The 26,756-nt window shown below is 45.5% G+C and carries 28 protein-coding genes and 1 tRNA gene; 16 read left to right on the top strand and 13 right to left on the bottom strand.

Annotated elements, in window-relative coordinates:
* Positions 1-460 (bottom strand): ribbon-helix-helix protein, CopG family (locus QUB66_RS03135; protein ID WP_332971197.1); only part of this gene is annotated, 460 nt, incomplete at its 3' end.
* Between the two features lie 589 nt (positions 461-1,049).
* Between QUB66_RS03135 and QUB66_RS03130 the strand changes: the two genes are divergently transcribed.
* Positions 1,050-1,349, top strand: a complete 300-nt coding sequence (locus QUB66_RS03130; RefSeq protein ID WP_332965960.1) for a type II toxin-antitoxin system HigB family toxin — start codon at positions 1,050-1,052, stop codon at positions 1,347-1,349.
* Entirely contained in the window at positions 1,333-1,728 is a 396-nt protein-coding gene (locus QUB66_RS03125; protein WP_332965962.1) for a helix-turn-helix domain-containing protein, read from the top strand. Before QUB66_RS03130 ends, QUB66_RS03125 begins: the two co-directional genes overlap by 17 nt.
* 460 nt (positions 1,729-2,188) lie before the next feature.
* Here the strand turns inward: QUB66_RS03125 and QUB66_RS03120 are convergent.
* A tRNA-Ser gene (locus QUB66_RS03120) sits at positions 2,189-2,273 on the bottom strand.
* A gap of 215 nt (positions 2,274-2,488) precedes the next feature.
* Between QUB66_RS03120 and QUB66_RS03115 the strand changes: the two genes are divergently transcribed.
* The 9 genes from QUB66_RS03115 (at position 2,489) to moeB (ending at position 9,808) form a co-directional block, all read left to right on the top strand.
* Positions 2,489-2,857 carry a 2Fe-2S iron-sulfur cluster-binding protein gene (locus QUB66_RS03115; protein WP_332965964.1) on the top strand — a complete coding sequence of 123 codons (369 nt, stop codon included), beginning with the start codon at positions 2,489-2,491 and terminating at the stop codon, positions 2,855-2,857.
* A 34-nt stretch (positions 2,858-2,891) separates the two neighbouring features.
* Positions 2,892-3,407 carry a thermonuclease family protein gene (locus QUB66_RS03110; protein ID WP_332965966.1) on the top strand — a complete coding sequence of 172 codons (516 nt, stop codon included), beginning with the start codon at positions 2,892-2,894 and terminating at the stop codon, positions 3,405-3,407.
* Between the two features lie 122 nt (positions 3,408-3,529).
* Positions 3,530-4,345: an inositol monophosphatase family protein gene (locus tag QUB66_RS03105; RefSeq protein ID WP_332965967.1), complete on the top strand. Its 816-nt coding sequence runs from the start codon at positions 3,530-3,532 to the stop codon at positions 4,343-4,345.
* Positions 4,346-4,447: 102 nt separating this feature from the next.
* Positions 4,448-5,419 (top strand): J domain-containing protein, encoded by a 972-nt coding sequence (locus QUB66_RS03100; RefSeq protein WP_265239692.1) that lies wholly within the window; start codon positions 4,448-4,450, stop codon positions 5,417-5,419.
* 105 nt (positions 5,420-5,524) lie between these two features.
* Positions 5,525-6,760 (top strand): ATP phosphoribosyltransferase regulatory subunit, encoded by a 1,236-nt coding sequence (locus QUB66_RS03095; protein WP_332965970.1) that lies wholly within the window; start codon positions 5,525-5,527, stop codon positions 6,758-6,760.
* A gap of 197 nt (positions 6,761-6,957) precedes the next feature.
* Positions 6,958-7,185, top strand: coding sequence for an indolepyruvate ferredoxin oxidoreductase subunit alpha (locus QUB66_RS03090; protein WP_194010874.1), 228 nt, complete (start codon positions 6,958-6,960; stop codon positions 7,183-7,185).
* A 209-nt stretch (positions 7,186-7,394) separates the two neighbouring features.
* Positions 7,395-7,991, top strand: coding sequence for a Uma2 family endonuclease (locus QUB66_RS03085; RefSeq protein WP_265239694.1), 597 nt, complete (start codon positions 7,395-7,397; stop codon positions 7,989-7,991).
* A gap of 85 nt (positions 7,992-8,076) precedes the next feature.
* Positions 8,077-8,556: a M67 family metallopeptidase gene (locus QUB66_RS03080; RefSeq protein WP_332965974.1), complete on the top strand. Its 480-nt coding sequence runs from the start codon at positions 8,077-8,079 to the stop codon at positions 8,554-8,556.
* A 79-nt stretch (positions 8,557-8,635) separates the two neighbouring features.
* Positions 8,636-9,808 (top strand): molybdopterin-synthase adenylyltransferase MoeB, encoded by a 1,173-nt coding sequence (gene moeB / locus QUB66_RS03075; protein ID WP_265239696.1) that lies wholly within the window; start codon positions 8,636-8,638, stop codon positions 9,806-9,808.
* Between the two features lie 497 nt (positions 9,809-10,305).
* On the opposite strand, the gene QUB66_RS03070 is transcribed toward moeB, so the two are convergent.
* The 3 genes from QUB66_RS03070 to QUB66_RS03060 form a co-directional block, all read right to left on the bottom strand.
* Positions 10,306-10,671: a transposase gene (locus QUB66_RS03070; protein WP_332965977.1), complete on the bottom strand. Its 366-nt coding sequence runs from the start codon at positions 10,669-10,671 to the stop codon at positions 10,306-10,308.
* Between the two features lie 30 nt (positions 10,672-10,701).
* On the bottom strand, positions 10,702-11,301 hold the full coding sequence (locus QUB66_RS03065; protein WP_332965978.1) for a hypothetical protein: 600 nt from the start codon (positions 11,299-11,301) through the stop codon (positions 10,702-10,704).
* Between the two features lie 426 nt (positions 11,302-11,727).
* The gene (locus tag QUB66_RS03060; protein ID WP_332965979.1) at positions 11,728-14,412 is read right to left on the bottom strand and encodes an AAA-like domain-containing protein; all 2,685 of its coding nucleotides are present in this window, start codon (positions 14,410-14,412) and stop codon (positions 11,728-11,730) included.
* Positions 14,413-14,529: 117 nt separating this feature from the next.
* On the opposite strand from QUB66_RS03060, the gene QUB66_RS03055 reads away from it, so the two are divergent.
* Complete coding sequence (locus QUB66_RS03055; protein ID WP_332965981.1) at positions 14,530-15,303, top strand: 5-formyltetrahydrofolate cyclo-ligase; 774 nt, start codon at positions 14,530-14,532, stop codon at positions 15,301-15,303.
* A gap of 56 nt (positions 15,304-15,359) precedes the next feature.
* Here QUB66_RS03055 and QUB66_RS03050 read toward each other — a convergent pair whose 3' ends face one another.
* The gene (locus QUB66_RS03050; protein WP_332965982.1) at positions 15,360-15,962 is read right to left on the bottom strand and encodes a Uma2 family endonuclease; all 603 of its coding nucleotides are present in this window, start codon (positions 15,960-15,962) and stop codon (positions 15,360-15,362) included.
* A gap of 301 nt (positions 15,963-16,263) precedes the next feature.
* Positions 16,264-18,129 carry an AAA-like domain-containing protein gene (locus QUB66_RS03045; protein WP_332965984.1) on the bottom strand — a complete coding sequence of 622 codons (1,866 nt, stop codon included), beginning with the start codon at positions 18,127-18,129 and terminating at the stop codon, positions 16,264-16,266.
* 278 nt (positions 18,130-18,407) lie between these two features.
* Here QUB66_RS03045 and QUB66_RS03040 point away from each other — a divergent pair, with 278 nt between their 5' ends.
* The 3 genes from QUB66_RS03040 to QUB66_RS03030 all read left to right on the top strand — a co-directional run bounded on the left by QUB66_RS03040 (position 18,408) and on the right by QUB66_RS03030 (position 20,557).
* Complete coding sequence (locus QUB66_RS03040; protein ID WP_265236495.1) at positions 18,408-18,581, top strand: hypothetical protein; 174 nt, start codon at positions 18,408-18,410, stop codon at positions 18,579-18,581.
* A gap of 30 nt (positions 18,582-18,611) precedes the next feature.
* The gene (locus QUB66_RS03035; protein WP_265236497.1) at positions 18,612-18,962 is read left to right on the top strand and encodes a hypothetical protein; all 351 of its coding nucleotides are present in this window, start codon (positions 18,612-18,614) and stop codon (positions 18,960-18,962) included.
* 272 nt (positions 18,963-19,234) lie between these two features.
* Positions 19,235-20,557, top strand: coding sequence for a serine hydrolase (locus QUB66_RS03030; protein WP_332965985.1), 1,323 nt, complete (start codon positions 19,235-19,237; stop codon positions 20,555-20,557).
* Positions 20,558-20,775: 218 nt separating this feature from the next.
* Here QUB66_RS03030 and QUB66_RS03025 read toward each other — a convergent pair whose 3' ends face one another.
* The 3 genes from QUB66_RS03025 to glgA form a co-directional block, all read right to left on the bottom strand.
* Positions 20,776-21,147, bottom strand: coding sequence for a DUF4342 domain-containing protein (locus QUB66_RS03025; protein ID WP_265236501.1), 372 nt, complete (start codon positions 21,145-21,147; stop codon positions 20,776-20,778).
* Position 21,148: 1 nt separating this feature from the next.
* Entirely contained in the window at positions 21,149-21,277 is a 129-nt protein-coding gene (locus QUB66_RS03020) for a hypothetical protein (RefSeq protein ID WP_265236503.1), read from the bottom strand.
* A gap of 138 nt (positions 21,278-21,415) precedes the next feature.
* Positions 21,416-22,891, bottom strand: coding sequence for a glycogen synthase GlgA (glgA, locus tag QUB66_RS03015; RefSeq protein WP_332965986.1), 1,476 nt, complete (start codon positions 22,889-22,891; stop codon positions 21,416-21,418).
* 497 nt (positions 22,892-23,388) lie between these two features.
* Here glgA and QUB66_RS03010 point away from each other — a divergent pair, with 497 nt between their 5' ends.
* Positions 23,389-24,885 (top strand): glycosyl hydrolase family 57, encoded by a 1,497-nt coding sequence (locus tag QUB66_RS03010; protein WP_265236583.1) that lies wholly within the window; start codon positions 23,389-23,391, stop codon positions 24,883-24,885.
* 120 nt (positions 24,886-25,005) lie between these two features.
* Here the strand turns inward: QUB66_RS03010 and QUB66_RS03005 are convergent, their stop codons facing one another.
* The 3 genes from QUB66_RS03005 to QUB66_RS02995 form a co-directional block, all read right to left on the bottom strand.
* Positions 25,006-25,305 (bottom strand): hypothetical protein, encoded by a 300-nt coding sequence (locus QUB66_RS03005; protein WP_265236506.1) that lies wholly within the window; start codon positions 25,303-25,305, stop codon positions 25,006-25,008.
* Positions 25,306-25,355: 50 nt separating this feature from the next.
* Positions 25,356-25,967, bottom strand: coding sequence for a DNA-3-methyladenine glycosylase (locus QUB66_RS03000; protein ID WP_265236508.1), 612 nt, complete (start codon positions 25,965-25,967; stop codon positions 25,356-25,358).
* Positions 25,968-26,234: 267 nt separating this feature from the next.
* Positions 26,235-26,753 (bottom strand): pentapeptide repeat-containing protein, encoded by a 519-nt coding sequence (locus tag QUB66_RS02995; RefSeq protein WP_332965987.1) that lies wholly within the window; start codon positions 26,751-26,753, stop codon positions 26,235-26,237.
* Between the last annotated feature and the right edge of the window lie 3 nt (positions 26,754-26,756).

Genomic DNA, 26,756 nt, shown 5'->3' with positions numbered 1-26,756 from the left:
TCGACTTCGATACAGTTGACTGCGATTGGCTGGCGACATTTTGCTGTTCGGTGGCTAATTGCTGCTGCAAAGATGCGATCGAACTTTCCCGTTCACTCAACTCTTGCTGTAAAGATTCGTAACTTGCTTGCAGGGGATTTGACTGTACGCTCACCGAGTCCAATAGAGTTTCTGCCGTTATAGCGTCATTAATGTCGCTTTTTTCGGCTGTTTCCCCTTGCAACTCAGCGGTCTCGACCGCAGTTTCTTCACCTTTTTTCCAAGTGACACTAACCTCACTCTTGTCCGTAGAAATATTCAGAGCGCCTTGTGCCAAGCGTTCTAGGAGTTCAGACCTTGATATTCCGAGCTTTCGAGCGATCGAGTTCAATCGATCGGCACTAGAAGGAGTCAGCGAAAGTCCGACTTTGACTTTGCTTTCTGGATTTGAACTAACTGGATTGCGACTTTTTTTTACCATTGGCATTTTCTTCATGCCAACCTACACTTAATTAGTATAGTGGCTGAAGCTTCTATTAAAATCAATTTTTGTTACTTACCAATTGTGGCAGCTTCCGTTCCCAATCGAACAAAAAGCTGTGAATATAATCTTACGTCCATTCCTCGCCGCAGAACCGCTGCAACATTCCCCGGCCCGGTTTTTTGCGGCACGATACGGCAGATAGCACAGTTGAGCTTGTTAGATACTATCTAACTTTGCGCCCCATGTCATCTGTTCGGCGCGATCGACCAAATCCGAATAAGCGGCTAGATAGTCTTTGAACGCTGCAAAAAGGCGAGTTTCCACAACTTCCATGCGATCGCCAGAACCACGCTGCTAGAAGCTTTTTTACACGATGAGAATAAAGTCGGGGGAGGGAGAGTGGGATTAAAGATAAAGCCTGCGGTTTCCAACCGCGTCTACACAGACAAAACCCACTTGGAGTCGGTTAAAGAATTTTTACTCGATCTGGCCTTGACATTTTCCTCTCAAGATGAGAGTATAAGCATAGTAGTCGAGGATCAGATCAAACATATGCCAAAGAAAAAAAGAAACAAACTAAAAATTTATGCACCTAATCTCGATCCGGAACCTCCGTACAGATGCTGCCCAGTATCCCGATGTCAAAAATCAAATTGATAGCTGGAACGCAACTGTAAAGAAAGCAGAATGGCAGAATTTGGAGGAGGTTCGCAAGATTTACCGGGATGCCGAAGCAGTAGGAAACTTCACAGTCTTTAATATCAAAGGCAACGAATATCGCCTGATTGCCGGCATCAACTACGAGGAGCAAACTATTTTCTACAAATATTTCCTAACCCACGCTGAATACGACAAAGACAAATGGAAAAATGATCCTTACTTTTGATGGAGCCACTTATAGCAACTTGCTGGCAGAAATCGCTCCTAGGGCGATCGAAACCGAAGAGGAATACGATCGCCTCCTGGCAGTGGCAGAACGGCTAACGTTCGCTAAAAACCGCACTGTAGAGGAGAGAGCTTTATACAAGTTGTTAGTCACGCTGATTGAAGTTTATGAGACAGAAAATTATCCGATCGAATCGGAGCCTCATGAGATTTTGCAACACATCATGGAATCCAGCGGCACCCGCCAAGCGGACTTGGTAGGTATCATTGGATCGAGCGGTGTGGTGTCTGAGGTTGTGAATGGGAAAAGAGCGATTAGCAAGGCACAAGCTAAGGCACTAGGCGATTATTTTAACATCTCACCTAGCTTGTTCATTTAATTGGGAAATTGAGCATGGGAAATTGGGCATTGCCAATAGGGTATTGGTTATTTGTGATTAGAAAAACTACTAACCAGTAACCACTAACTATTACCCATGCCCGATGCCAGATGCCCATTCCAGAGGCATCTGCCCCTATGCCGACAGTCCCTGAATGTTACCGATTATTAGGCGTTACGGAATTAAGGTATGATTAGTTCAAAGATAAATTTGGAAAAAACAATTAAGTGACGCTTCTAGACCACATCGCTGGCGATTGGTGTAGGTCACTATGGTTTTCTACGATTGGCATTATATCTGGGCGTGTTTTTCCCCGCGATCGCCCTAATTTACACTCAAACATTGAAAAGCGATCGCCCTTGATTTTTCTAAAAGAATTCAAGGGCGATCTAATTAAAGTATGTATCTCATACAAGAGATTGTTTGCAAGCTGTTATTTTTTCCTAAACAACTTGTGTAACGGAGAGGGAGGGATTCGAACCCTCGTTAAGTTGCCCTAAACACACTTTCCAGGCGTGCGCCTTCAACCGCTCGGCCACCTCTCCAGGGCTAAATGAATTCATTCAGCCACAGCTAAACTATCTTAGCAGAACAAATCTGATTTGGGAAGGGGGTAACGGCATAAATTTGTTGTTTAATATTGGTATGGTGTCAAACGGGTAAGTGGAATTATCCTCCCCTGTGTCGCAAATCCATTCATATCAAGGGTTTTGATCCAAAAACCCGATCTAAAATCTAAAATCTAAAATCTAAAATCAAGATGACTCGCTCTTACACAATTAAAATTCATAACAGACAAACGGGCGATCGCCACACAGTGCGAGTACCCGAAGATCGTTACATCCTCCAAAGCGCCGAAAATCAAGGCGTAGAATTGCCATTTTCCTGTCGCAACGGGGCTTGTACAGCCTGTGCGGTGCGCGTCAAGTCGGGGGAACTGCACCAGCCTGAAGCAATGGGACTTTCTGTGGAACTGCAAAAAGAGGGTTATGCTTTGCTGTGCGTCTGCTATCCGCGTTCTAACATCGAGGTAGAGACGCAAGACGAAGATGAGGTTTACGAATTGCAATTCGGCCGCTATTTCGGTAAAGGTAAAGTTAGATTCGGTTTGCCGCTGGATGAAGAATGAGGCAATTTGATAAATTATCAACCACCAATTATCCATGCTTTATCGGTTATTTGCGATCGCCCTTTGTCTGTTGTTAGCTAGCTGCCAAAAACCAGAAATGCCCCAAGGTACGATCGCCAAAGTAGAAAGGGCGATCAGCGGGCAAACAATCGAAGTTATTAGCACAGCCGACAAAATCGCCTTATTAGAACAAATCAGGCTGATTGGTATTGATGCACCAGATTTAAAACAACAGCCTTGGGGAGAAGCAGCCAAACAAAGACTAGAACAGCTAATTGAGGGAAAACAAGTATTGTTAGAATCCGACATCGAAGTTAAAGACCAGTTCGATCGCAAATTAGCCTATTTGTGGCAAGATCAAATTCTGCTCAACGAACAGCTAGTCAAAGAAGGTTATGTTTTGGCCTCAGTGCGATCGCGAAATACTAAATATCAACAGCGACTGATCAACGCTCAAGAATGGGCGAGACTCATGGGAAAAGGTCTTTGGAATCCAGAACGAGCCATGCGCCAAACACCCGCAGAATTCCGCCAGCAAAATCAGAAATAGTTAACAGTTGACAGTTGACAGTTGACAGTTGTCATTGGGATTATTCTTCCTTCTTCCTTCTTGTCTCTTCCTTCTTCCTTCTTATCTCTTCCTTCTTCCTTCTTCCTTCTTCCTTCTTCCAAATGATAGACAATCAACTGCAAAACTTCCTTGAAATAGCCACCGAAGCAGCCCTCGCCGCTGGTTCCGTACTGCAATCTTTTTGCGGTAAATTAGAAAACATTCAAGAAAAAGGCCGATCGGGCGATTTAGTCACAGAAGCCGACAAAGCATCAGAAGCCGTCATCTTAGAAATTCTAGGCCGCCACGTACCCGAACACGCCATTCTCGCGGAAGAATCGGGCAAATTAGGGGATGCTAGCAGCAAATACCTGTGGGCGATCGACCCTTTGGACGGTACAACTAATTATGCTCACCAATATCCTTTTTACGCTGTGTCGATCGGGCTTTTAATCGATGGCATACCACAAATCGGCGTAATTTACGACCCTTTACATAACGAATTGTTTCGGGCAGGCAAAGGATTGGGGGCAACCTGTAACCGTAAGTCGATCGCAGTTTCCCAAAGTTCAGAATTGAGAACCAGCTTGCTAGTGACCGGCTTTGCATACGATCGGCGCGAAACAGCAGACAATAATTATGCCGAATTCTGTCACCTCACCCACCTCACCCAAGGCGTGCGGCGTAGTGGTTCGGCTGCCCTAGACCTCGCACATACAGCCTGCGGGCGATCGGACGGATACTGGGAACGGGGACTCTCGCCTTGGGATGTAGCAGCCGGTGTAGTGATCCTGTCCGAAGCCGGAGGTCAAGTTACAGCCTATGACGGTAGTGCCTTTGAGATCAACTCTGGTCGAGTTTTGGCCACAAACGGCAAAATACACGCCGAACTCAGCAGCGCACTGCTAGCAGTTCCGCCCTTATCTTCCTGGAGGTAGCACGCCCGCAACAAGAGCTCAGGGATAGTACGGGGGTCATAACCCCTTGACTCAGGCTACATTAAAGAATAGTGAAAAGCCAAGAAAGCGAGAGTAAAAGTTATGTCTTTTGAAATGACAAAAGGGCTGTTCAAGTACGACGTTATAGATCAGCACGCAATTTTGGGAGTTCCTTTAGACGCCGAGTTTAACGACATCCGCAAGCGCTACATGAAAATTGCCCGCCGCTTGCATTCGGATACTTGCTCTTTTGAAGACCAAGCCGATAAAGATTGGGCTAACCAATTTTTGTCAAAAATGGTCACTCCGGCATACAACAAATTCTCTAAGGAAAGCGATCGCAAAGAATACAACTTGCTGTTAGCAGCCATCGGTAAGCGCGTCCTTAAAGAACAAGCAAAAATGCAAATCGAAAGCGCAGCAGCCAAAGAGTTAGCTACCGCTAAAGATTTGGAAGAAGCTTACAAAACAGCAGTGGGCAAACTCGCTCTCAAGCAGTACGAATCGGTTGCGGAAACCGAAGATGCGATCGCTCAAATTAGCGAACTCAACATGGTTTATTTGCTGCGAAAAGAGCGGCTTGGCGGTGCGGTTGGAATTGGTTCGCCCACAAAATCAGCAACCCCACCAACTAACACCGCAACAAAACCAGCAGTAGCAACCCCAGCCGTAACAAAACCAGCCGCAACCCCAGCCGCAGCAAATCTAGTGCCACCTCCGCCGACCAAACCCCCAGTAGACTCCGTGGCTGACGGATCTTGTCGCCGAGCTCAAGGATTCATGGACAGCAAAAGTTACGCCAAAGCAATTTTAGAGTTGAAAGAAGCCGTGAAACGCGAGCCAAAACACAGCCAAGCTCACGCTTTGTTAGCAATGTGTTACTTTCAACAAAATCAAGCCACAATGGCAAAACTTGAGGTGCAAAAAGCTTTGGCATCAAATCCTCAAGAACCGACGGCTTTGGAAGTTAAGAAAAAGCTGGAACAGGCAGCAGCTTCGGGGGCAAAGGAAAAGAAAAATGAGAGCAAACTGGGCGCATTTTTTGAGGGTTTGTTTAGCGGGAAGAAGAAATAAAAAGATCAGACGGCGGTTTCAACCGCCCGGTCTTCTTTAACACCGTCTCTCAAGGTAAGCTTCTAATGTCAATCGAAAATCTAAAGTCTAAAATCTAAAATTGATATGGTTCACCAACCCCCATCGGGTGCAAGAGATTTATTGCCCCTTGACGTTGCTCAAAAAATTTCGATCGAACGGCGCTTACAGCAGGTTTTTCACCGCTGGGGCTATCACCGGATTATTACCTCTACTCTAGAAAGGCTGGAGACTTTGATGGCTGGGGGCGCGATCGACCGATCGACCTTAATTCAACTCCAAGACGCCGAAGATGGAGAACTCGGCTTGCGGCCAGAATTGACAGCATCCATCGCCCGCGCGGCTGCGATGCGGATGTCCGGGACTCGCTGGCAGCCCCAGCGTCTCTACTACAACGCCAACGTCTTCCGCAAAGGCGCAGATACGGGTTCCGGCGGGCAACAGGAGTTCTATCAAGCTGGGGTAGAACTCCTCGGCGCGGGGGGAAGCGTTGCGGATGCGGAAGTGCTGCTGCTGCTGTCTGAGTGCTTGCAGAGCTTAGAAATTGATGACTGGCATTTGGTTTTGGGAGAAGCGGGCTTGACTGCAACTTTGCTAGAACCGTTTCCGCCAAATGTGCGCCAAAAAGTGCGATCGGCGATCGCCAATCTCGATCGCATAGCCTTGGAAACTTTGCCACTTTCTGACGAATTGCGAGAAAGATCTCTACTGTTGTTTGACTTGCGCGGCCGGCCAGAAGATGTATTGGAGATTGTGGCGAAGCTGGATTTAGATGTGCCACAGCAAGCCGCGTTAAATGAACTCAAATGTGCGATCGAGCTACTGCACAAATGTCAAGCAAAAATCCCCAATTTAAAATCTCACATCCACCTCGATTTGAGTTTAATTCAAACATTTGACTACTACACTGGAATAGTGTTTGAAGTTGTCAGCAGCAGCAAAACAGGACAGCGAGTTTTAGGACAAGGCGGGCGGTACGATCGCCTGTTGGGACTGTTCGATCCCCAAGGGCAAAACTCCCCCGGCATCGGGTTTTGTCTGAATATTGAAGATTTGCACCAAGTTTTGTTGACAGAGGGTCAATTGCCTACAGAGACAGCAGCCAGCGAATGGTTAGTTGTGCCTCAAACTCCCGAAGCAGCGGCGGCGGCCTTTGATTATGCCCGCAAACTCCGAGAGTCTACTCCCCTAGTACGGGTGGAGATAGATTTAGAGAGAAGGGAGACAGAAGAGGAAGCCAGGGACTACGCACGCGATCGTAGAATTGGTCAAATTGCCTGGGTAAATGCCGCAGGTGCTGCAACAATTGAAACCGTAAACTAGGATGTGTTTAAAACCTAATTCCTAATATCATGTCCACGAAATTACCAGCAATAAAAACAGTTTGTAGTGAGGACTTCAGGCCGCAAAAAAACAGAGGACTCGCATTCCTCACTGCCAACCAATTGTATTGTTGTAATTAGACAGACATGATATAATGTCAAATCTAAAATCTAAAAACTAAAATCTAAAATAGAAACATGGCACACACTATCGTTACAAATATTTGCGAGGGAGTTGCTGATTGTGTCGGCGCTTGTCCGGTGGCTTGCATTCACCCAGGCCCGGGCAAAAATGTCAAAGGTACTGATTGGTATTGGATTGATTTTGATACCTGCATAGACTGTGGCATTTGTTTGCAAGTCTGTCCAGTCGAAAATGCGATCGTCCCAGATGAACGGCCCGAATTGCAGCAAACACCAACTTGATAGCAATTGATGGCTAGATAGCTATTGTAGGGTGCGTCAGGTTTGAATGTTTTGACTACAGGCTAAGGCTTTCCGCCTGATACACCCTACTGTTAGTTAGCTAAATTGATTTTTTTTTTGAACCGCAGAGGGCACAGAGAGTACAGAGAATAAGGGTGAGAAAATCAGAAAAATCTAACGTTTAGATATCTAAGTGCAGGTAATTAATTATGCTACTTTTAGATCCAAAAACTCTCGAACCAGCTACCGAACAGCGCATTATTTTATATGATGTGACTTGGGAACAATACGAGCAACTTTCCGAGATGTTTGTCGATGAATTCCCCCGGATGACTTACTTGGAAGGAACGTTAGAAATTATTATGACGACTTCGCCAGAACACGAAAGACTCAAAAAGATTATTGCGCGGTTGATAGAAATTTATGCAGTTGAAAGGCTAATTAATCTCAACGGTTACGGAAATGCTACATTTCGCAGCGAAGCCGTGAGACGGGGTGCGGAACCAGATGAGTGTTACTGTTTGGGTTTACTTGCAGAAGTCCCGGATATTGTGATAGAAATTGCTCTGACTAGCGGCGGGGTTGATAAACTGGATGTGTATCGCGGTTTGCAGGTTCCTGAAGTCTGGTTTTGGGCGGATGACCGATTTTCTCTTTACCATTTGCGAGAATCTGGTTATGAGTTAATTTCGAGTAGTGAATTTTTACCTGAGTTAGATTTTTCTGTGTTGAGTCAATATGTAGGATATGATAACCAGACTGAAGCTGTGATTGCTTATAGAAATGTTTTGCAAACAGCTAGATAATCCAAAATCAATTATAAAATCTTTTCTTCCCTTCTCTTCGCTGGCGCGCGGCCAAAGCAGTTCATTAAAAAAAGCCTAAAAGAAAATGCAAAATATCGCACTTACCCCCGAACAACAGTTATCAATCCGCAGCCACGGCGAAAGCGCTTATTCTGAAGAATGCTGCGGTTTATTGTTAGGTACGATCGCACACAGTGTTAAAACTGTAGTAGAAGTTTTGCCGACTGACAACGCTTGGAGTGCCGAAGCCGAGGAGAATTGGCCGGAACAAAAAGACTTGACAGAACAACGCAGATATGCTATTAGACCTGAAGATATGTTGCGGGCGATGAAACACGCGCGCGATCGCAATTTAGACATCATCGGCATATATCATTCTCACCCAGATAATCCCGCAGTGCCCTCGGAGTGCGATCGGACATTGGCATGGGCCCAATACTCCTACATCATAGTGTCCGTCCGACAAGGCAGTTCACAAGACCTCCGCAGTTGGAGTCTGGACGCAGAGGGCTACTTTCAAGCAGAGGAAATTGTCGCAGTCGAACCGACTCAGATTAAGAAATAGTTAGTAAAAATAACAAACACGCAAAAATGCGAAAAATTCAGATAGGATATAATTCAAAATCAGCCTATAACAGAATATCATGCTAAATCCTAATCTGGACGAGATCCAGCTCAACAAACAAGAATACGAACGCTACTCTCGCCACCTCATCCTCCCAGAAGTTGGATTGGAAGGGCAGAAGCGTCTCAAAGCAGCCAGCGTACTCTGCATCGGTACGGGAGGACTCGGTTCGCCGCTGCTGCTGTATTTAGCAGCCGCCGGTGTTGGCCGCATTGGGATTGTAGACTTTGATGTTGTAGACCATTCCAACTTGCAGCGCCAAGTAATTCACGGCACTTCTTGGGTTGGGAAACCGAAGATTGAGTCGGCGAAAAATCGGATTTTAGAAATTAATCCTTTTTGTCAAGTTGATTTGTACAATACTCACGTTAGTTCCGAAAATGCGATCGGCATTGCCACTCCCTACGATATCATCATCGACGGCACGGACAACTTCCCGACTCGCTATTTGATGAACGACGTTGCAGTCCTTTTAAACAAACCCAACATCTACGGTTCCATCTTCCGATTTGAAGGACAAGCAACAGTTTTCAACTACCAAGGCGGCCCGAATTACCGCGATTTGTACCCAGAACCACCCCCTCCAGGGATGGTTCCTTCCTGTGCCGAAGGCGGCGTTTTAGGCGTTTTGTGCGGTATTATCGGTTCTATCCAAGCAACGGAAGCTATCAAAATTATCTTAGGTCAAGGCACAACCTTGAGCGGCAGATTGTTGCTTTACAATGCCTTAGAAATGACATTCCGCGAATTGAAACTGCGGCCGAATCCAGTGCGCCCCGTAATTGAAAAGTTAATCGATTACGAACAATTCTGCGGCATTCCTCAAGCTAAAGCCCAGGAAGCGCAAGAACAACAGCAAATTTCTGAGATGACTGTCACTGAACTTAAAAAGTTAATCGACAGCGGTGCGAAGGATTTTGTATTGTTAGATGTCCGCAATCCTAACGAGTATCAAATTGCTCAAATTCCTGGGTCAGTTTTGGTTCCTTTGCCGGATATCGAACACGGCGAAGGTGTTGCTAAGGTCAAGGAATTGTTGAACGGGCATCGCTTGATTGCACATTGCAAAATGGGCGGGCGTTCTGCGAAGGCCTTGGGCATTTTGAAGGAAGCGGGAATTGAGGGGATTAATGTTAAGGGCGGAATTAATGCTTGGAGTCAAGAAGTAGATTCGTCTGTTCCTCAATATTAAGAAGACGGGGCGGTTGAAACCGCGTCTACACAAACAAAACCCGCGGAGGCGGGTTGATGAAAAAGACCGGACATCTGACATTATGTTATTTTCTTCAGTCGGCGTCCGGCTGACATCGTTTGGCAAGAAGCGGTTTCAACTGCTGTCTCATCTTCGCTGATCTGATATATAGCCTTTCTCAGAAAGATCAGGTACGCTTCCGGCATAGGGCATAGGCCTCCGTGGGCTAGCCCTGTCAAGGTTTTTGCTGAGCTTGCTTCAAAAGTCGAGCTGTAGATACATGACGATGCAGTGGGTCTACAATCAAGTCCGGTTTTTTCTTCTTAGGAGAACGAGGTTGTTTAAGCAAAGATTTCAAGTTAACTAGCTGGGCTAAATCTGTCAACCAAAGAGCAAATTGGGGGGGTGATAATGATCCGACAGTCCTCCAGTATATAGGGTCAATCGCAATGATCATTCCTTGATAATTCCCCTGAATTTCAGTAATTAAGTAGAATTCAGAAAGGCTGGCATCGATTTTCCCGCGCACCATGTATGCTGCCGAGAGTTCTACGGATTACAGCTAAAGTATTGTAGGCAACCAAAGCTAAACAAAAACAGAATAAAGCAGCTTGGGGATAACCTAAACCTGGAATTTCTCCGGCAAAGTTCTTCTCTAGAACTTGAAACATCGTTTCAATATTCCAGCGTTTTCTATACAACTCGGCTACTTCAATCGCATTCTTCACAGTCGAAGGCAAGCTTGTAAGAATAGCAATCTCTGACTCGCCGTTACGAGTTGGTTTGTGAAGGTGCAAGACTACTCTTCGTACATTCTTTAAAGATTCTTCCAGGCTAGTCACACTAATTGTTTGTTCAAACACTGTACCTGTCTCGACTTGACCCACTTCGCTCTATGGAGTCAAAGCTGTCTGGGGTAAAGTTTTATGTTCTCGGATTAAAAATTTAGTCCCTGCCTGATCCAAGCCAAACAGAAATCCTTTGGTACACATATTGCGATCGGCTATCCATAATTCACCACTCTTGACAGTCTCTAACACCTGGTCAAATAATGCACGTTCTTGACTATAACCATCCAGACATGGAAATACATTAATTGCTAATCTTAAATCAGGGTCGAGCACAACTAGAGATTTTCCGGGTAATGCTGCTGCTGCACGTGGTCTCAGAACTTTCAGGCGATGATTAGTCGGTGCCAAACAATTACCATCAATGATTCTAACTGGATAACCTGATAATATGGGATTAGGAACGGCTCCAATCAGTTCCATTAAAGTTGCCATCTCTGCCGATGTCTCTCTCAACAGTGCTGCGCTGACTCCCACTTCCATTCCCAACAGTTTGTTATAAATAGCCGTGCGACTCACATTGAGTTTAGTAGCATTTGCTTTGTATGCAGCATTGACGGAAGGATGAATGCCACAAATTACCAGGCTCATCATATCTACGAGATTGGAGAACAATAACTCCCGCATATATTGGCGAGAGAGCATTTTTCTCAAAGATGATGTCCATTTGCTCTCTCGCCAATATACGCTCCATTACACCTCGCACCATGAGGGTGATGGGAGTTTTTTGGACAAATCTGTCAAATATTGTTTCCGGCATCAACTTTTTCCTCGCTTATCCTATTCCCAGTCTGCGCAAGTGTTCTTCCGAATACACCATCCAGACTAACCTACTGACAGGACTTCCAGACCAAGCTCAGCACACACCTTGACAGGGCTAGGTGCGCAATGCGCACCGGCGCAGTTTAATTGGTTTAACCGATTCCCTGGCGCTTTGCTTGGTAACGAGCAAAATCGGGGTTCTCCGGTGGGCGACAAACTCAACCGGTGCGCAGTGCACACCCTACAAACATGGTAAAAAAACCACTGGTAGGGAAACGGCAATGCCGTGTCCGTATTTCCCTTTGATTACTACTTGCAGATAGTTGAAATCCTTCTAACATACTCCGGTTTACTGCCCAGAAAATTGCAGCTTTGCTTCAGCAATTCTTCCAACCCTTCAACCTGTCTCAGCCAGACAGTGCCGTTGCTTCCAGCTACAGCAATTTGCTTGCCGTCTCGACTCCAACCCACACTAACAACATTCTCCTCAAACTCAAATTGAGCAACCTGTCGCCCCGCTAAATTCCACAGCCGCACCGTCTTGTCAATTCCCACAGTAGCCAGCCTTTCTCCGTCTGGACTAAAACTAATTGATTTGGCATCAAAATGCAAGGTTTGAAATTCATTAATTAATTGTTTTTCTGACAGGTTCCACAGCCCGACTTTGCCGTTCAATGTTACTGTAGCAAAGCGATACTGCTGTTGAGCAGGACTGAAGCTGATACCGATTGCCTGCACCGGCAGTGTTTTTTTTAGTTGTCCTGACACATTCCAAATCCGCACTGTAGATTTGCCGTCTAAAGTCGTGAGAAACTCTCCGTTAGGGCTGAAATTTACGCTTCTAACTAAGCCGTTATGACCGGGAAGTTTTACAGTAGATGATATTACTTTTGGCTGTTTTGATAGCGGCCAAATTGCAGCACTGCTGTCTATTCCTGCCGCTGCTAAAAATTTATCGTCGGAACTAAAACTGATGCTGGTAACTGAGCCTTCAAGTGCTTGAAAACTAGAAATATTTTCCCCTGATAAGTTCCAAAATTTAACTGTGCCGTCCTTTCCTGCCGTTGCTAAAAACTTGCCATCCGGGCTAAAGCTTACTATATTAACTGACTGCTGCAAAGCTTTCCATTCAGCAATTTTAGACCCGGAAAAGTTCCAAATCCGAACTCTATCGTCTATACCTGCGGTTGCTAAAATTTGTCTGTCAGGGCTAAAACTGACGCTGGTAACTGCACCTACATGAGCTTGCCACTTCACCACTTGCGGAAATGATGATGCTTTTATTTGCTGTTTTTTGCTGATTTTATCGAGAATTATTTGTAATGCTAGCAGCGGCCTTGTAGCTGGATATTGTTCTAAATTTGGTTTATTATTAACCAGGGTTTTTAATTTTTCCCCGGAGGCGATCGCCCTTAGCAAAGCTTCTGATAAAGCTTGGGTGTTTTCGGTCTTTTGAGATACCGCCAATAGTAAAGCATCGCTGCCATTTTGTTCGATCTCAATACTTGCTTGTGCGAGTTTAAACCGCTGGTAAGCGAGAGTTGAAAAGCCGATCGCCCCAATCAACGATCCGGCCAGTACCGCCGAACCAATTCCTATCCACTGTTTGGCTTTTCGCTTGGCTGCGTTAGCTTCCGTTAAGGCTTTTGCTGCATCACTCACAGCTTTTTTAGTTTCGAGTGTAGCTGCCAGCAGCAGTTGATTTTGGTCGCTCAAAATCACTTTTTGGCTAGCTGTCAAAAACTGAAAATCTTCGTTTCTCAAACTTTTATCTGCCGCCCAAACCAATGCTGACTGCAAATCTTCCCCTCGCAACAATTGCGAATCATCTTGAGAGTTAGAATTCAGCCAGAATTTGATTGCTTCCGAATAAGGCGAGAGTTTTTCTAATTTTTGGGCGATTAAGTCTTGGTTAAATACAGCTTGATAAATAGGATTAGAACTTGTGAGTTTTTCCCGGTGTTTGACGATTAATCCACTTAATCGCAATTCCATTTGTTCCGCACTACCATCGGGGACGATTTCAATTTGCTGTAAAATTTGTTGATATAATCCGAGTCTTCTGATAATTCGCTGATTTTCTCTAAAAAGCCGATCGCGAATTGTGGACAAATGTTCGGGCACATCCTGAGATTCCCAATTTTCCACAATCTTCAAGCGTACTACTTTCTCAACCCACTCTTTGGGATTTTGGATTAATCCGGCATTTTCAAAGAGAAGTTTACACAGCTTTTGAGTCAGGAATGGCTGGCCGCCCGTCCAATACAAAACCTCTCTCAAAACTTCCTGAGGGCTGTCTGTCAGCTCTGCCAAACCCGCTGCTAGGGGTTGGGCTTCTGTTTCGTCAAAACCAGTTAATTCGATCGCCTTACCGATATTAAAAGGCGTGTTGCTGCTGAGATTCTTGTCGCGGCACAAATCCGTCGGGGATGCTACGCCCAACAGAGCCCACGTCAGGCGATCGAACTCTGGATTGTTGGCGCGCTTGTTGTAGCACGATCGAATTAAGGCTAAAAAATCGTCTGCGGGAAAATCCAGGGCGAGAATGCTGTCGATTTCGTCGATAAAGATGACAATATTGCTGGAAATGTTGGCTAACAGTATGGTTTCGATAAATTCGCTCAATCTTTGAACCGGAGTTAAAAAATTGCGATCGCGCCACCAAGTCCGCACGTTGACAACATCCGACAGGTTAAAGTTATTTTCCAGAATGCGGAGTAACCCAGCATACCACTGTTCGGGAGTCACGCTGCGGTTGCCAATTTCCGAAATGTCGATCGCAGCACAAGCAATTCCTTCATCTCTCAGCCGTTGAATTGTCCGCACCTGCAAGCTAGACTTGCCCATTTGTCGGGAATTCAAAACATAGCAAAATTCCCCCCCTTTCAATCCGTTGTAGAAGTCGTCATCTGCTTGACGCTTCACATAATTCGGAGAGTTATTAGTGAGACTGCCGCCTACTTGATAGTAACTCGGTTTTGTGGTAAACTTCATATAAGTTATTCGGCGGTTAAAACCGCTACTACACAAACAAAGTCCGCCTTCGCGGACTGAAGAAGTGAGGCGGTATTAAAGCATAATTTTGTATGATAAATTGTAGCATAATACAGCATGAAAACTGATTGGACTGGATATCACCAAGAAAAAGACCAGTTAAGATCGGAAATTTGGTCTTTGCTGAAGCAGCAAGCCGCATCTATTGGCGATCCGTTCGGTCATATTCCCAACTTTGTCGGTGCACAGGTGGCTGCCGAAAACCTGGCAAAATTACCAATTTGGCAACAGGCAAAATCGATCAAGTGCAATCCCGATTCGCCGCAAAATCCAGTGCGATTGCGCGCTTTGCAAGATGGAAAACGCTTGTATATGGCTGTACCGCGCTTGACAGACGATCGCTGTTTTGTCGAGTTAACCGCCGAAAACTTGCACAATCGCAATATCCCCCTAGCCGAAGCTGCGATCGCCCGCAAAGCAGTCACCTGCGGCCGATTAGTGAGTTTTGCAGAAATGCAGCCAATTGACTTAGCAATAGTCGGTTGCGTAGCCGCGGGGCGCCACGGTGGACGCACGGGGAAAGGAGCAGGATTTGCGGATTTGGAACTGGCGATGCTGGCGGAATTTGGATTAGTTAAAAATGATACTCCGATTGTCACAACAGTGCATCCTTTGCAAATTGTCGCAGATTCGCGTTTGCCAATGCAGCCTCACGATTGGGCGCTCAACTGGATTGTAACTTCCGAGGAGGTAATTGAAACTAATACAATGTATCCGCGTCCAATTGGGTTAAATTGGGAAGAATTGCGATCGGAACAGTTAGAAAATATTCCTATTTTACGCAAATTGCAGGGGCGGGTTCAGCTTAGGATTTATGAGAAAAGCCAGTAGATGAGTGCAAAATCAGCCCTCCCCATGTAATGTTCATTTGTAAAATTCCATCAAAATTAAGGCAAAAGAGCATCTACAGCGATCGCCCCAATTTCTATCCCTTCAATAATAATCGGTATAACAGCCGATCGCCCGTAAATCAACATTTGCCCGTAATCCGGCGCTTCAGAGTCTCCCGAAGGTCGATCGTACACCTCAACCTGTCCTTCCACCAGATTGACAATCCAATAAACCGGAATTCCCGCGCGGGCATAAGTCCGTTTCTTGATAGTGCGATCGCGCCCAAGCGTAGTATCCGATACTTCGATCACAATAGCAACATCTTCAGCGCCCGGATGGCGATCGAGATATTGTCGCGTATCGCCTCGAACCACCACTATATCCGGTTCGGGTTCACTATTTTGCAGCGTAATCGGTTCCTGAGAATCAACATACCATCCGGGAGGTAAAATATTCTCTAAAGCTGTTCTAACAAGGCGAGTTGCTACTCGATGGGGCGGATTTTTGGGCATTTTGAAAACAAGCCATCCCTCTAGCAGTTCTACTGGATCGTCATCCGCCAAAATGCCAGCTTGAATCATAGCATGATACTGCTCGACGCTCAAGCGCAAAATCAAATCGTTCGGGATTGCTGCGACACTTTCAACAGGCGACATCATAGTCTGCGGGAGTTGATTACTTTCTGATTATACCTCTATCTTAACAGCTACTTTGCAGCCATAATGCGCCACATAATAAAAACAGTCAAACCGAGATAGCCAAACACCGCTATCCAGTCTAGCCAATTATCGGAAGTTATCAAAAAAATATCGTTCATGGGCTGTTTTAATCTAAAAAGAGGTAGATTGTGATTTGTCGTTTGGTGGGGGCTGGTTTATGAAATTGTCAGTTTTAGGCCATTATTTTCGGTGAACCCGCCCCTACAATATCTGGAATTATATGATAACAGAGCGATCGAACTTACCCGATCGCGCTCAAGTGCGATCGAAAATATTGCCGATACAATTCACACCTCGGAACACACTCATTTCCCTGCAACTTCACCAACCCCAAACTATCCAATTTAAACGCCTGCATCGACTTTAATTGAACAGGAATGTCCGCCGCTGCAATCTCTCTCATTCCCTCCGCTAACTCTGGATATTCTTCTAAATTCCACAGTTGGCGGCGCAGGTGGTCGCTATAAATTCCCGCATCGCTGGTAGCAGTTTCTTTTAATTCATCAAGGGTCAAATCCGATCGCGAAATGTGATATAATGCAACTCGCACTAAATACGGATGACCGCCGACCATTGCCGTCAGTTGCTCAACTTCGGCATCTGACCATTGCAAATTGTGGCGCGCTGCTAAATCTTGAATTTGCTGATGGTTGAATTCGGGCAAATCCACGGGTAGTCCGACGTTGAAAGGCGATTGATTGATGTTCATCGGGATGTAAACTTCGGTGGAGTGAACTACAATTAAGCGCAGTTTTTTCCAGATATCGCGCCGTTTTGATTCTTCGTGCCACGCCCGCAACAGTCCTAAAAAGTCTTCGGCAATATCTGGATATTGGAAAACGCGATCGATCTCGTCTAATCCTAAAATTAAAGGACTGTCGATTTGCGGCAAAATATATTTTTCAAAGTAATCTTTGCAGTTGACTTTGCTGCCAAAAATCTCGTCCCAATAATCGTCTAATTGATTTGGTAAGTGCAACTCGCGCCCGACATAAGCACAGAACCATTTTAAGAATTTATCTAAGTTGGCGAATACCGCTTTATCTACTAACTGAAAAGTTAGCGGCACCGTGCAATAACCTTGAAGGCTTCCGTGATGCAAAATTTTTGCCATCAAGGAAGTTTTTCCCATTTGTCTGGGGGCTTTGATTCTAATTAAAGCGCTGGGCTGTACAATAGTTTGATAGCAGCGTTCTTCGATGGGCTGGCGTTCTACATAAAATTGAGAAGCAACATCGACTTGTCCTCCCGGTAATTCCGGTTCGGCGACTGGTTGGGGTATTTCGTCGCTGCTAATTTCTAATACTTGGTTTGGCGTTAAGTCTTCCGCTTCTTCTGGGAGTGGTGCGGGAGTTTCTGCTAGCAAATTTAGAACTTCTTCGATGATAATTGGAGTGTCGGCGGTGGTTTTCCATTCCCTTTGTTTGATGCGGTACAGATAGCCCCGCAAGTCGTGGTTTAAAGGCGCGTTTAGCGGGAAACCGACGCGGATGGGGAGAATTATCGGTTTTTTGTCAGGACGGGAATCTTGCAGTTCTTTTGCTTGCTGAACTTGATATGTTAGTATTTCGCTTTGGCTGACTGTTGGTGGCAGTAGCAACAGCAAATAATCGCATTCTTTGAGGAAGAAGTTAATGCGATCGAACCAATTATCTCCCAATCTAATGTTATTTTCTGCTGTGAAGACTGTATGCCCGATCGCACTTAACGCCATTTCCAACTGTTTTCCCAACTCGCGATCGGGTTCAGCGCTGCGATAACTCACAAATACTTTAACACTTCTGCTGCTGGCTGTATCTTCCGCTGCGGGCAAATTGTCCGACTCGCCGACATCTCCGGCATCGTCTAGTTTAGCCGATCGATGGTCGCCATTCATCAGAGTCAGCTCAAACGCCGCAAACAACTGCCGCAGTTTACTTAAATCCGCACCTTCTCTACCCTGCTTAATTTTACTGACTGTATCTGCGCCAACGCCCGACTCTGCCTCGATTTCCGTCAGAGTACCTCTAATGTTATATCGGTCAGACCATTCTTGGAGCGCCTCGTTGAGCTTCTTTAAGCCCGGGGCTGTGAGAATTCGACCGCGATCGCGTTTTGACTTGAGCACTTCGGTTGCACTGAAAGGGGAAGGAATTTAGGAGGTTTAACGCCTTAAGTGCCTATCTTAAGCGATTTTAAGGGAGATAGTCAGCCAGCCGGAATTTAAGGAATTTTACTACGCCCGGGGTTTTGGGCGATCGATCTCCTCAAACTCTGTCCTGATAACGGCTTCAACCTTTGAATATATTTGAAAATAAAAAACTTTTCTTAACTCCCCAATCTCCCCTGCGAGTAAGCACTGATTTTTTTTAGAGTAGATACATCAAGCCAAAAAGGAGCATCACCATGAGTAAAATCTTACACAGACTCGCAATGGCAGCTTTAGGAACCGCAGCGATTTTCACAATTAATACACTTAACAATTTAACCGAAGCATCGGCCGCTGGTAAATTTGACCAACCCGAAGTTCATCAAAACACAGTTTTTCCAGTTGCATTACCTAGTCAGTTCCATAAATAGGAAATTTGTTACTTTAATCAAGGAGAAATTATGAAGTCTACACTTTACTCGCCCACAGCTACCGCCACCAAATCTGACTTAGTTGATGCTGATGCGATCGATGCCTGCACAGCCCTTGCTTGGGTTGAATTGGTAGCCCTAGATGGCAACGCTCTCACGGGTGATGATTGGCTGGTTCTGTGCGATGATATTGATAGCGGGGAAATCTACCGCGGCTGGTTTCTGTGGCACGATCGCGAAGTTAGCGGTAATTGGGAAGCTTACGACCATTTCAGCGATCGCCGATTTGTCGCCAAAAGCCAAGTTTTTGCCAAAAGTGCGATCGACTCGATCGAAGATGCGAGAAATCTGGCGATCAGACAATTAGAATTTGCTATCTAAAACAAATACAATTCGCGTCGAGGAAACAATAATTCTGCGAAGATAATTCCCGACTGAATGAACTTTCCGATCTACGCGAGACTAGAATAAAAAGGTTTAATATAACCGGATGCGATATAATTCCCGGAAACCGAATATTCTCAAAGAAAATAATAAAAATTACGGGTGCGGGCAAGAGTTAACTGTATGATGCTAGGTGGTTCGCCTCGAAAGCGGTTGAAAACGTTGTTTCAGCCACCTTGTCGCAGCCGTTAAACTCTTACTCCTCACATATGACTCCAAAACTGCGATGGCTGTTGCCAACTTTAATTAGTGTTTTGTCGATCGCCCTACCTGCAAAAGCTGATACACTAACATCCTGGCACTTCGACGCCAGCCAAAATCAACTCAACTTAACCACAGATTCAGGAGTCCAGCCGCAAGTTAAACTAATCGCCAATCCCACCCGCCTAGTAATTGACTTGCCCGGAATAGTCTTAGAATATCCCGAAAGTCCTCAAAGCTACAACTCAGCTATTCAAGAAATTAGAGTCGGGCAATTTGATAGCGAAACTACCAGATTAGTAATAGAATTAACTCCCGGTTATAAATTAGACCCGCAAAAAGTCCGAGTAATTAGAGAATCTGCCACTCGCTGGTCGTTTCAGTTACCGAATCCCGAACAAATAGCAGCAAACGAGTCTTTTCCACCAGCAGCTATTACCCAAGTAGAACAAAAATCTGGTCAAGTTCCCCTAACTGTTGCTTCAGCAAGTCCAAGAAACTATGCCGCTGATTTGGCGATGCGGGCGGGTTCGGAAATGAGCGCGATCAAGCCGCAAGTCGAAAGTGCGATCGCACAATACAAATCCCTCAGCGCCGGAATGTTCTTTCTGGATTTAGACACCGGAGACTATTTGGACATAAAAGGCGATCGAGTATTTCCAGCAGCGAGTACAATCAAATTACCAATCCTAATTGCATTTTATCAAGATGTAGACGCAGGCAAAATTAGCCTCAACGAAACATTAGTTATGAAGTCAGACTTAGTAGCCAGCGGCTCTGGAACTATGCAAGACGAACCAGATGGCACTCGGTTTAGCATCAGAGAAACCGTAGATAAAATGATTACCATCAGCGACAATACAGCCACCAACATGATTATTGAACGTTTGGGCGGAATTGCTAAAGTCAACGAGCGTTTTCGCACTTGGGGATTAACTGACACCAGAATTCGCAATTGGCTCGGCGATTTTCAAGGAACAAATACCACAAGTTCTGTCGATATGGTAAAATTGTTATCCATGCTATCTCGCGATAAATTAGTCTCTGAATCTAGTCGAGAACAAGCTTTAGAATTACTGCGGCGCACCACAACTAGAACGTTGTTGCCTTCTGGTTTGGGGGCGGGAGCAGTGATTGCTGACAAAACCGGAGATATCGGTTTTGTAGTTGGCGATGCGGGGATTATTGATATGCCGAATGGCAAGCGTTATTTAGCAGCAATTTTTGTAAAACGTCCTTACAATGACCCGATTGTCAGAGATTTTGTGCGTCGAATTTCGCGGATTGTTTACAATTATTTAGACCAGCCTGGGGCGAAAGCATCGAATTAAGCTGTTGCATATTTCTCGTTTCCAGGCTCTGCCTCCGGTAAACTGAGACGAGAAACAGCGAGACAGAGCCTCTAGATATGCGTTACTTTCGCAGAACCTGGTAACGAGAGTAATGCCATTACAAGCGAAAAGAAGCAATCTCAGACTCTGGGATTGCTTCTTTTCGCTTGTAATGAAAAATTAGATTATTGAATGACTTAATCACTGCGGACTAATTACTACTCTTTCCGCTCGATAGCTACAGTCAAATGAGCCACAACTGCCCCAACTGCCCCAAGTGCAGCAGCTATTGGAAAGATTACACTCCCTGCAACGCCGCCTACCAATCCCGCCATCAGCGGAATGTCTGCCAAAGTCCGCCCTTCTGAGTTTTTGATGACGAGGCGGCGCAGTTTTCCTTGCTGAATTAGTTCTTTGACTTTACCAATTAAACTGTCGGCGCTAATCTTAAATTCTTCGACTCTAACTTTTTCCTCTGTTACGAACTCTGAGGCAAATAAAGGTGTTTCAACTGTTGGGTTGTCTGAATTTCCGGCCGCTGCTGTTTCGTCTTGCAGGATTGTTACTTGTTGTTCTAGTTGTGAGTTCATTTTATGTAGGGCGGGCGAACACCAGCCGTTTAATTTCTATACTCCTATCTTCTGCGATCGCACTTCGCAACGACAGGCAAGAAAACCCTACAATCTGCATCGTACTTTCCACCCCCACATTTTTACTCAAAACATTATCTCTGGCTATAGCTGGGCGGGTTTATCTATTCCTAAAGGTAGAGAGGCTGTTTTTGAAACAACCCGTTGACAGTTGACAGTTGACCAATGACTAATGACCAATGACAAATGACTACTGACTAATTCCGCCTTATTTATGTCTAATTAGCTCGTAAATTTCCACATAGTCTTTAGCTGGATATTTCCACGAATTATCGCAATTCATACCTTGAATCATGAGTTTTTCAAATTCATCATGGTAGTCATACCACAATCCGATCGCCCGATCGAGCACCGACTCTAAAGCGTAGTAGTCACTTTGGTAAAATACGTAACCGTTGCGCTCTTCGGGGGGGTGGCTGGTGCCGTAATCGCGATCGAACACCGTATTCACCAAACCGCCCACACCCCGCACCACAGGCACTGTACCGTACCTCAACCCGATCATCTGAGTCAGCCCGCAGGGTTCGTAATTGCTCGGCACCACGATCATATCCGCACCCGCGTAAATTAAGTGCGACAGTTCCTCATTAAAACCTAGTTCTAAATGGCAGTCTGGATTATCATTTAAAAACTGTTTTTCGTGCTGGAAATGATCGTTAATTCCCGCTTCCGTCGCCGAACCCAAAAGCACGAATTGCGCGCCTTTACTCAGAGAATAATAAATGGCGTGGTGGAGGAGGTGAACGCCTTTTTGATCGTCCAAACGACCGATAAAGGTAATCATAGGCTTGTCAGCATCGCGCAATAAAAGCCGATCGCGCAAAGCTTGTTTAGTTTTGGCTTTTCCTGCCAGATCCTTGTCAGTGTAGTGCTGCGGAATATAGCGATCGCTCTCAGGATTCCATACATCATAATCGATGCCGTTGAGCACCCCGCGAAACTTGTCTTGATATATATGCAAAGTGTGGCCCAAACCGTAGCCGAACTCGCCGACGTGAGCTTCCCAAGCGTGGTGCGGCGAAACCGTCGTCACAAAGTTCGAGTACACAATGCCACCTTTCATAAAATTGATGGCAAAAGGGTTAAAATTGTCTTGCAGGCGATCGTACTGAAAATAATAATCATCTCGATTCAAACCCGTTGCTTGCAAAACGTCGCTACCGCCCATACCTTGATGTTTGAAATTGTGAATGGTATAGCAGACTCGCTGATTTTCCATCCAATTGTATTTGTAAATTTCAAACAGCATGACTGGAACCAAACCAGTTTGCCAATCGTGACAGTGAATCACATCCGGGCGCTTGTTGCTTCTGAGCAAAAATTCCAAAGCAGCTTTGCTAAAAAATGCAAACCGCATATTGTCATCATTGCAACCGTAATAACAGCCGCGGTTAAAAAAGTTATCTTGCGATCGAGGTTCGATGAAAAAACACAAAACCTCGTGCACCCAGCCGCAGTAGACATCACATAAGATTTCGCCACCGTACCAGGGCACCGCCAGCTCTCGATAGGCATCGTGAAGCCCCCAAATGTGGTCATACCTCATGCAGTCGTATTTGGGCAGAATAATCTCGACAGCATGGCCGGAATTCTGCAACTCCCGACTCAAACCGTAAACTACGTCCCCCAAACCCCCTGCTTTGATGACGGGGGCGCATTCTGAGGCAATTTGTACGATGTACATTTTTTTTGCTTACTCCTAGATGAATCCAAAAATATTTTCTTAACTTGACAAAGTATATGATTTCTCGGCAGATAAGCAAGCCGGCCATTGGGAATACAGGAAAAATACGCGCCGACGATCGCAAGTTGAGGTCGATTCGGGCGATCGGGCTGTTGCTTAAAATATAGGTACGGACACGGCACTCTCGTGTCCCTGCTGCTTCAAATACAGGTAGAAACGCGCACAGCGCCTTCTGCTGCTGAGGAAAGAGGCAACTCGCTGTATCATCTTGTTGCAAATATCGATCGCACAATTCCCTGTAACCTTCTACAACTACTCTCTTTATCTGTCTTCACTTCCTCTGCGCCATGCAAGCAGTTAGCTAAAAAATCAATCTAATTCACAAATGAAATAGCATTGCTTCCGACCTTTTGTACGGCGACTCTGCTAATGTTAAATTATCTAGCTATCTTAGGAATAGCAGACAATGCCGCTCCACAATTATGCGAGAAAAACTTATGTCTGCGATCGCACCATCCCCAAACCCACCAGTTTTAGAAGAAATCAACTCAGGATTGCCCAACATTTGCGGTTCCGAAGCAGAAATCAGTGCCGCAGCCAACAGCAACGAACCAGTCTTTTTACCTACAACAAATCTGCGCCTGGAAAACATTCAAGCCGGATTTGCCTGCGCCCTGCATATGCACCAACCCACAATTCCAGCAGGTGCAAACGGCGAACTTATCTGCAATTTGCAGAATATGTTTGAAAATCCCAACCAAGGAGACAACCACAACGCCGGAGTATTTGCTTGGTGCTATTCCCGCATGGGAGAATTCATTCCCCAACTGATTGCCGAAGGCTGCAACCCGCGAATTATGCTCGATTATTCGGGCAATTTATTGTGGGGATTGCGTCAAATGGGACGCGATGATGTCCTCAACAATCTCAAGCGGATTACCTGCGAACCTGAATACCAACCTTATGTAGAATGGCTGGGGACAATGTGGAGTCATGCCGTCATTCCCTCAACTCCCATTCCCGACATCAAACTTCAAATTCAAGCATGGCAACATCATTTTGCGGCAATTTTTGGCTTGGATGCTTTGAAGCGGGTTAAAGGTTTTTCGCCCCCAGAAATGCACTTTCCCAATCACCCAGACACACTTTACGAATACATCAAAGCTTTGAAAGAATGCGGCTATCGCTGGCTGATGGTGCAGGAACATTCTGTAGAAAATCCCGACGGTTCGGGATTGTCGCAAGACCAAAAATATATTCCCAACCGTTTGATGGCGCGCAATTCTCGCGGCGAAACAATTAGCATTACGGCTTTGATTAAAACCCAAGGTTCTGATACAAAATTGGTTGGTCAAATGCAGCCTTACTACGAAGCAAAAGGACGTAATAAACAGCAAATTGGCAATGTCACAGTTCCTTCTTTGGTGACTCAAATTGCTGACGGCGAAAATGGCGGCGTGATGATGAATGAATTTCCCAGCGCTTTTGTCAAAGCTTGGCACGAAAACCGGGAAAATGGCGGCGGAAAATCGGGTGTTGTTGGTTTAAATGGGACTGAATATTTGGAGATAATTGAAGCTGCTGGTGTTAATCCTGATGATTATCCTGTTTGTCAAGGAATCAACCAGCACAAAATTTGGCAGCTAGTCGATCCAGATACTGCAACACCGGAAAAAGTCGAAAGTGCGATCGCCCAAATCAAGCAAACAGACCACAATTTTCACATGGATGGTGCCTCTTGGACTAACGATTTGAGTTGGGTGAAAGGCTACGAAAATGTCTTAGAACCGATGAATCAACTCAGCGCAGCATTTCACAAAAAATATGATCCGCTGGTGCAGCAAGATGCTACTGTTACCAAGCAGTTTGAATACCAGCAAGCTTTGCTTTACAACTTGCTGTTACAAACAAGCTGTTTCCGGTATTGGGGACAGGGAACTTGGACTGATTACGCCCGCGAACTTTACAACCGCGGCGCTGCTTTAATGCAGTAACAAAATTTATGGTAGGGTGCGTCAGAAACCAACTATTTGATCGGTGTCAAATCTCTGGGCTGACGCACCTTACACCTGTTGGCAAAGTCCGGCAATTACCAATTACCAATTACCCAAATCCTACATTTCCTGCATCAATCGCAAATAATTTTGTCTCATCTGCGTCATATTTTCCATCATTCTATTAGCCATATCTTTCTCAACCTCGCTCATTTGCTGCCAAAATAAAGCTGAACGCCTCGCCAGAATTGCGTCTTCCCACAACATCTCTAAAAGTTGCGCCGCCATCGGATTTTCAGCATCTATAATCCCGCACAATTGCTCGAAAGCTCGGTGAGCTTCGGCGTGACTCCCAACATCCTGAGCGAGTGTCAGGCATTTTTTGAGTTGTACGATCGGGTTTTCAGAAGAGTAAGCCATAATTTCACTAAGTTTAAACTACCAAATTTACACTGACACCTTTGAGATTACTAGAGTTGTGACACGGCCGTACAGTTCCCCAAATACCACCGCCAAGGCAAATCAATCCCTTTAGTAATCCCGATCCGCGTAGTTTGCACCAGATTTATTGTACCTTCCTCGACAGCGGCACGAAAGTCCTCGCTCCGGTGTTCCAACCGCAGCGGTTGGCCTCCATCCAAGGGTAAACCGCTGAAAGTTCGATCGATCTCCAGTACCTTACACAGCTTCCCAGGCCCCGCAGCGAGGCGCAACTGCTTCTTCTGAGGAATTCCAGCGAACGCTTTGGGAAACGCATCTAGCTGCAAAGCTCGAATCAGCACACCGCTAGCAACCCCCTCTGCATCCGTCACCACGTTAAAACAGTGATACATCCCGTAGATTAAGTAAACGTAGCTCATACCGGCAGGCCCGAACATCGCCTGATTGCGAGGAGTGCGCCGCTGGTAAGCGTGACAAGCGGGATCTCCCGGCCCGTAAGCTTCGGTTTCAACAATCATTCCCCGAATCGTCTCGCCGTCGGGAAACTGCCGCACCAGAGTACAGCCCAGCAAATCAGGCGCTACGGTGGTAGATGGCCGCGCCAGCCAAAAAGATTCTACAATCTGAGTATTTGCACTCAATAGGAGACAGTAAATTATGGACGTTAAGTTAGTTTTAGCAGTCTTGACGGCAGTTTTCACCGTTTGCTGTCTGTTCTTCGGCACAAAAAACGGATTCTACGACAGCGACAAGTATCACGGTAACGGTTCTGCTCACTAATTTTAGCTGGCAATTAGTTGCTTAAAAAAACCGCCGCCTGTTATTCAGGCTGCGGTTTTTTTTTGAATGAACCGCAGAGACCACAGAGGACACAGAGAAAGAGAAAAGAAAGAGAAAAAGTTAACAAATTAAGGGTGAATGTTGCCATCGGGCATTTTAGTTTCCTGCATTTTAGCATTCTCAAATTCGGCGCATCCCGGCAGGTTGAAACGCATTGTGGCTCCTCGATCTGTTGATTTTATGTTGAAACCAACTACTGCATTTTCTGGGTTATTTTTTTCGGGAACGGCACTTACCTTGAAATCCATATTTGCTGCTTGACCATTGGTATCAAGATTGAAACTTATGCCACTACAGCCTAAATCAGAACCAGTCAGGTTGGCTTTGTTCAAGTTGGCATTTTTGAGGTTGGCATTGGCCAATTTTGCTTCTGATAAGTTGGCACCTTCGAGGTTGGCTCCTTGCAAGTTAAATCCTTGTAAGTCCATTCCCTTCAAGTTGACATTGCTGAGATTGCATTCGGGACACTGTTTTGTCTCTAGCAATTGCTTGACTTGGTTTTGCTGGTTTAAATCTGGTATATATTTGGTGGCAGCTAATAAAAGGGCGATCGACAATCCAACAGTAACTAAATTTTTTAATTTCATAAA

Origin of the sequence: Microcoleus sp. A2-C3, from assembly GCF_036706065.1 — a bacterium.
Classification (GTDB): domain Bacteria; phylum Cyanobacteriota; class Cyanobacteriia; order Cyanobacteriales; family Microcoleaceae; genus Microcoleus.
The sequence above is the reverse complement of the archived record's forward strand: the minus strand, read 5'-3'. Positions and strand labels throughout refer to the sequence as shown.

Bases quoted from the DNA above. Each gene is read 5' to 3' on its own strand.
- QUB66_RS03040 (WP_265236495.1), top strand. From the start codon at position 18,408: ATGAGTAAAATCTTACACAGACTCGCAATGGCAGCTTTAGGAACCGCA.
- QUB66_RS03010 (WP_265236583.1), top strand. From the start codon at position 23,389: ATGTCTGCGATCGCACCATCCCCAAACCCACCAGTTTTAGAAGAAATC.
- QUB66_RS03125 (WP_332965962.1), top strand. From the start codon at position 1,333: ATGATCCTTACTTTTGATGGAGCCACTTATAGCAACTTGCTGGCAGAA.
- QUB66_RS03005 (WP_265236506.1), bottom strand. From the start codon at position 25,305: ATGGCTTACTCTTCTGAAAACCCGATCGTACAACTCAAAAAATGCCTG.
- QUB66_RS03115 (WP_332965964.1), top strand. From the start codon at position 2,489: ATGACTCGCTCTTACACAATTAAAATTCATAACAGACAAACGGGCGAT.
- moeB (WP_265239696.1), top strand. From the start codon at position 8,636: ATGCTAAATCCTAATCTGGACGAGATCCAGCTCAACAAACAAGAATAC.
- QUB66_RS03055 (WP_332965981.1), top strand. From the start codon at position 14,530: ATGAAAACTGATTGGACTGGATATCACCAAGAAAAAGACCAGTTAAGA.
- QUB66_RS03105 (WP_332965967.1), top strand. From the start codon at position 3,530: ATGATAGACAATCAACTGCAAAACTTCCTTGAAATAGCCACCGAAGCA.
- QUB66_RS03130 (WP_332965960.1), top strand. From the start codon at position 1,050: ATGCACCTAATCTCGATCCGGAACCTCCGTACAGATGCTGCCCAGTAT.
- QUB66_RS03080 (WP_332965974.1), top strand. From the start codon at position 8,077: ATGCAAAATATCGCACTTACCCCCGAACAACAGTTATCAATCCGCAGC.
- QUB66_RS03060 (WP_332965979.1), bottom strand. From the start codon at position 14,412: ATGAAGTTTACCACAAAACCGAGTTACTATCAAGTAGGCGGCAGTCTC.
- glgA (WP_332965986.1), bottom strand. From the start codon at position 22,891: ATGTACATCGTACAAATTGCCTCAGAATGCGCCCCCGTCATCAAAGCA.
- QUB66_RS03030 (WP_332965985.1), top strand. From the start codon at position 19,235: ATGACTCCAAAACTGCGATGGCTGTTGCCAACTTTAATTAGTGTTTTG.
- QUB66_RS03065 (WP_332965978.1), bottom strand. From the start codon at position 11,301: ATGCTCTCTCGCCAATATATGCGGGAGTTATTGTTCTCCAATCTCGTA.
- QUB66_RS03090 (WP_194010874.1), top strand. From the start codon at position 6,958: ATGGCACACACTATCGTTACAAATATTTGCGAGGGAGTTGCTGATTGT.
- QUB66_RS03095 (WP_332965970.1), top strand. From the start codon at position 5,525: ATGGTTCACCAACCCCCATCGGGTGCAAGAGATTTATTGCCCCTTGAC.
- QUB66_RS03035 (WP_265236497.1), top strand. From the start codon at position 18,612: ATGAAGTCTACACTTTACTCGCCCACAGCTACCGCCACCAAATCTGAC.
- QUB66_RS03110 (WP_332965966.1), top strand. From the start codon at position 2,892: ATGCTTTATCGGTTATTTGCGATCGCCCTTTGTCTGTTGTTAGCTAGC.
- QUB66_RS03025 (WP_265236501.1), bottom strand. From the start codon at position 21,147: ATGAACTCACAACTAGAACAACAAGTAACAATCCTGCAAGACGAAACA.
- QUB66_RS02995 (WP_332965987.1), bottom strand. From the start codon at position 26,753: ATGAAATTAAAAAATTTAGTTACTGTTGGATTGTCGATCGCCCTTTTA.
- QUB66_RS03100 (WP_265239692.1), top strand. From the start codon at position 4,448: ATGTCTTTTGAAATGACAAAAGGGCTGTTCAAGTACGACGTTATAGAT.
- QUB66_RS03050 (WP_332965982.1), bottom strand. From the start codon at position 15,962: ATGATGTCGCCTGTTGAAAGTGTCGCAGCAATCCCGAACGATTTGATT.
- QUB66_RS03085 (WP_265239694.1), top strand. From the start codon at position 7,395: ATGCTACTTTTAGATCCAAAAACTCTCGAACCAGCTACCGAACAGCGC.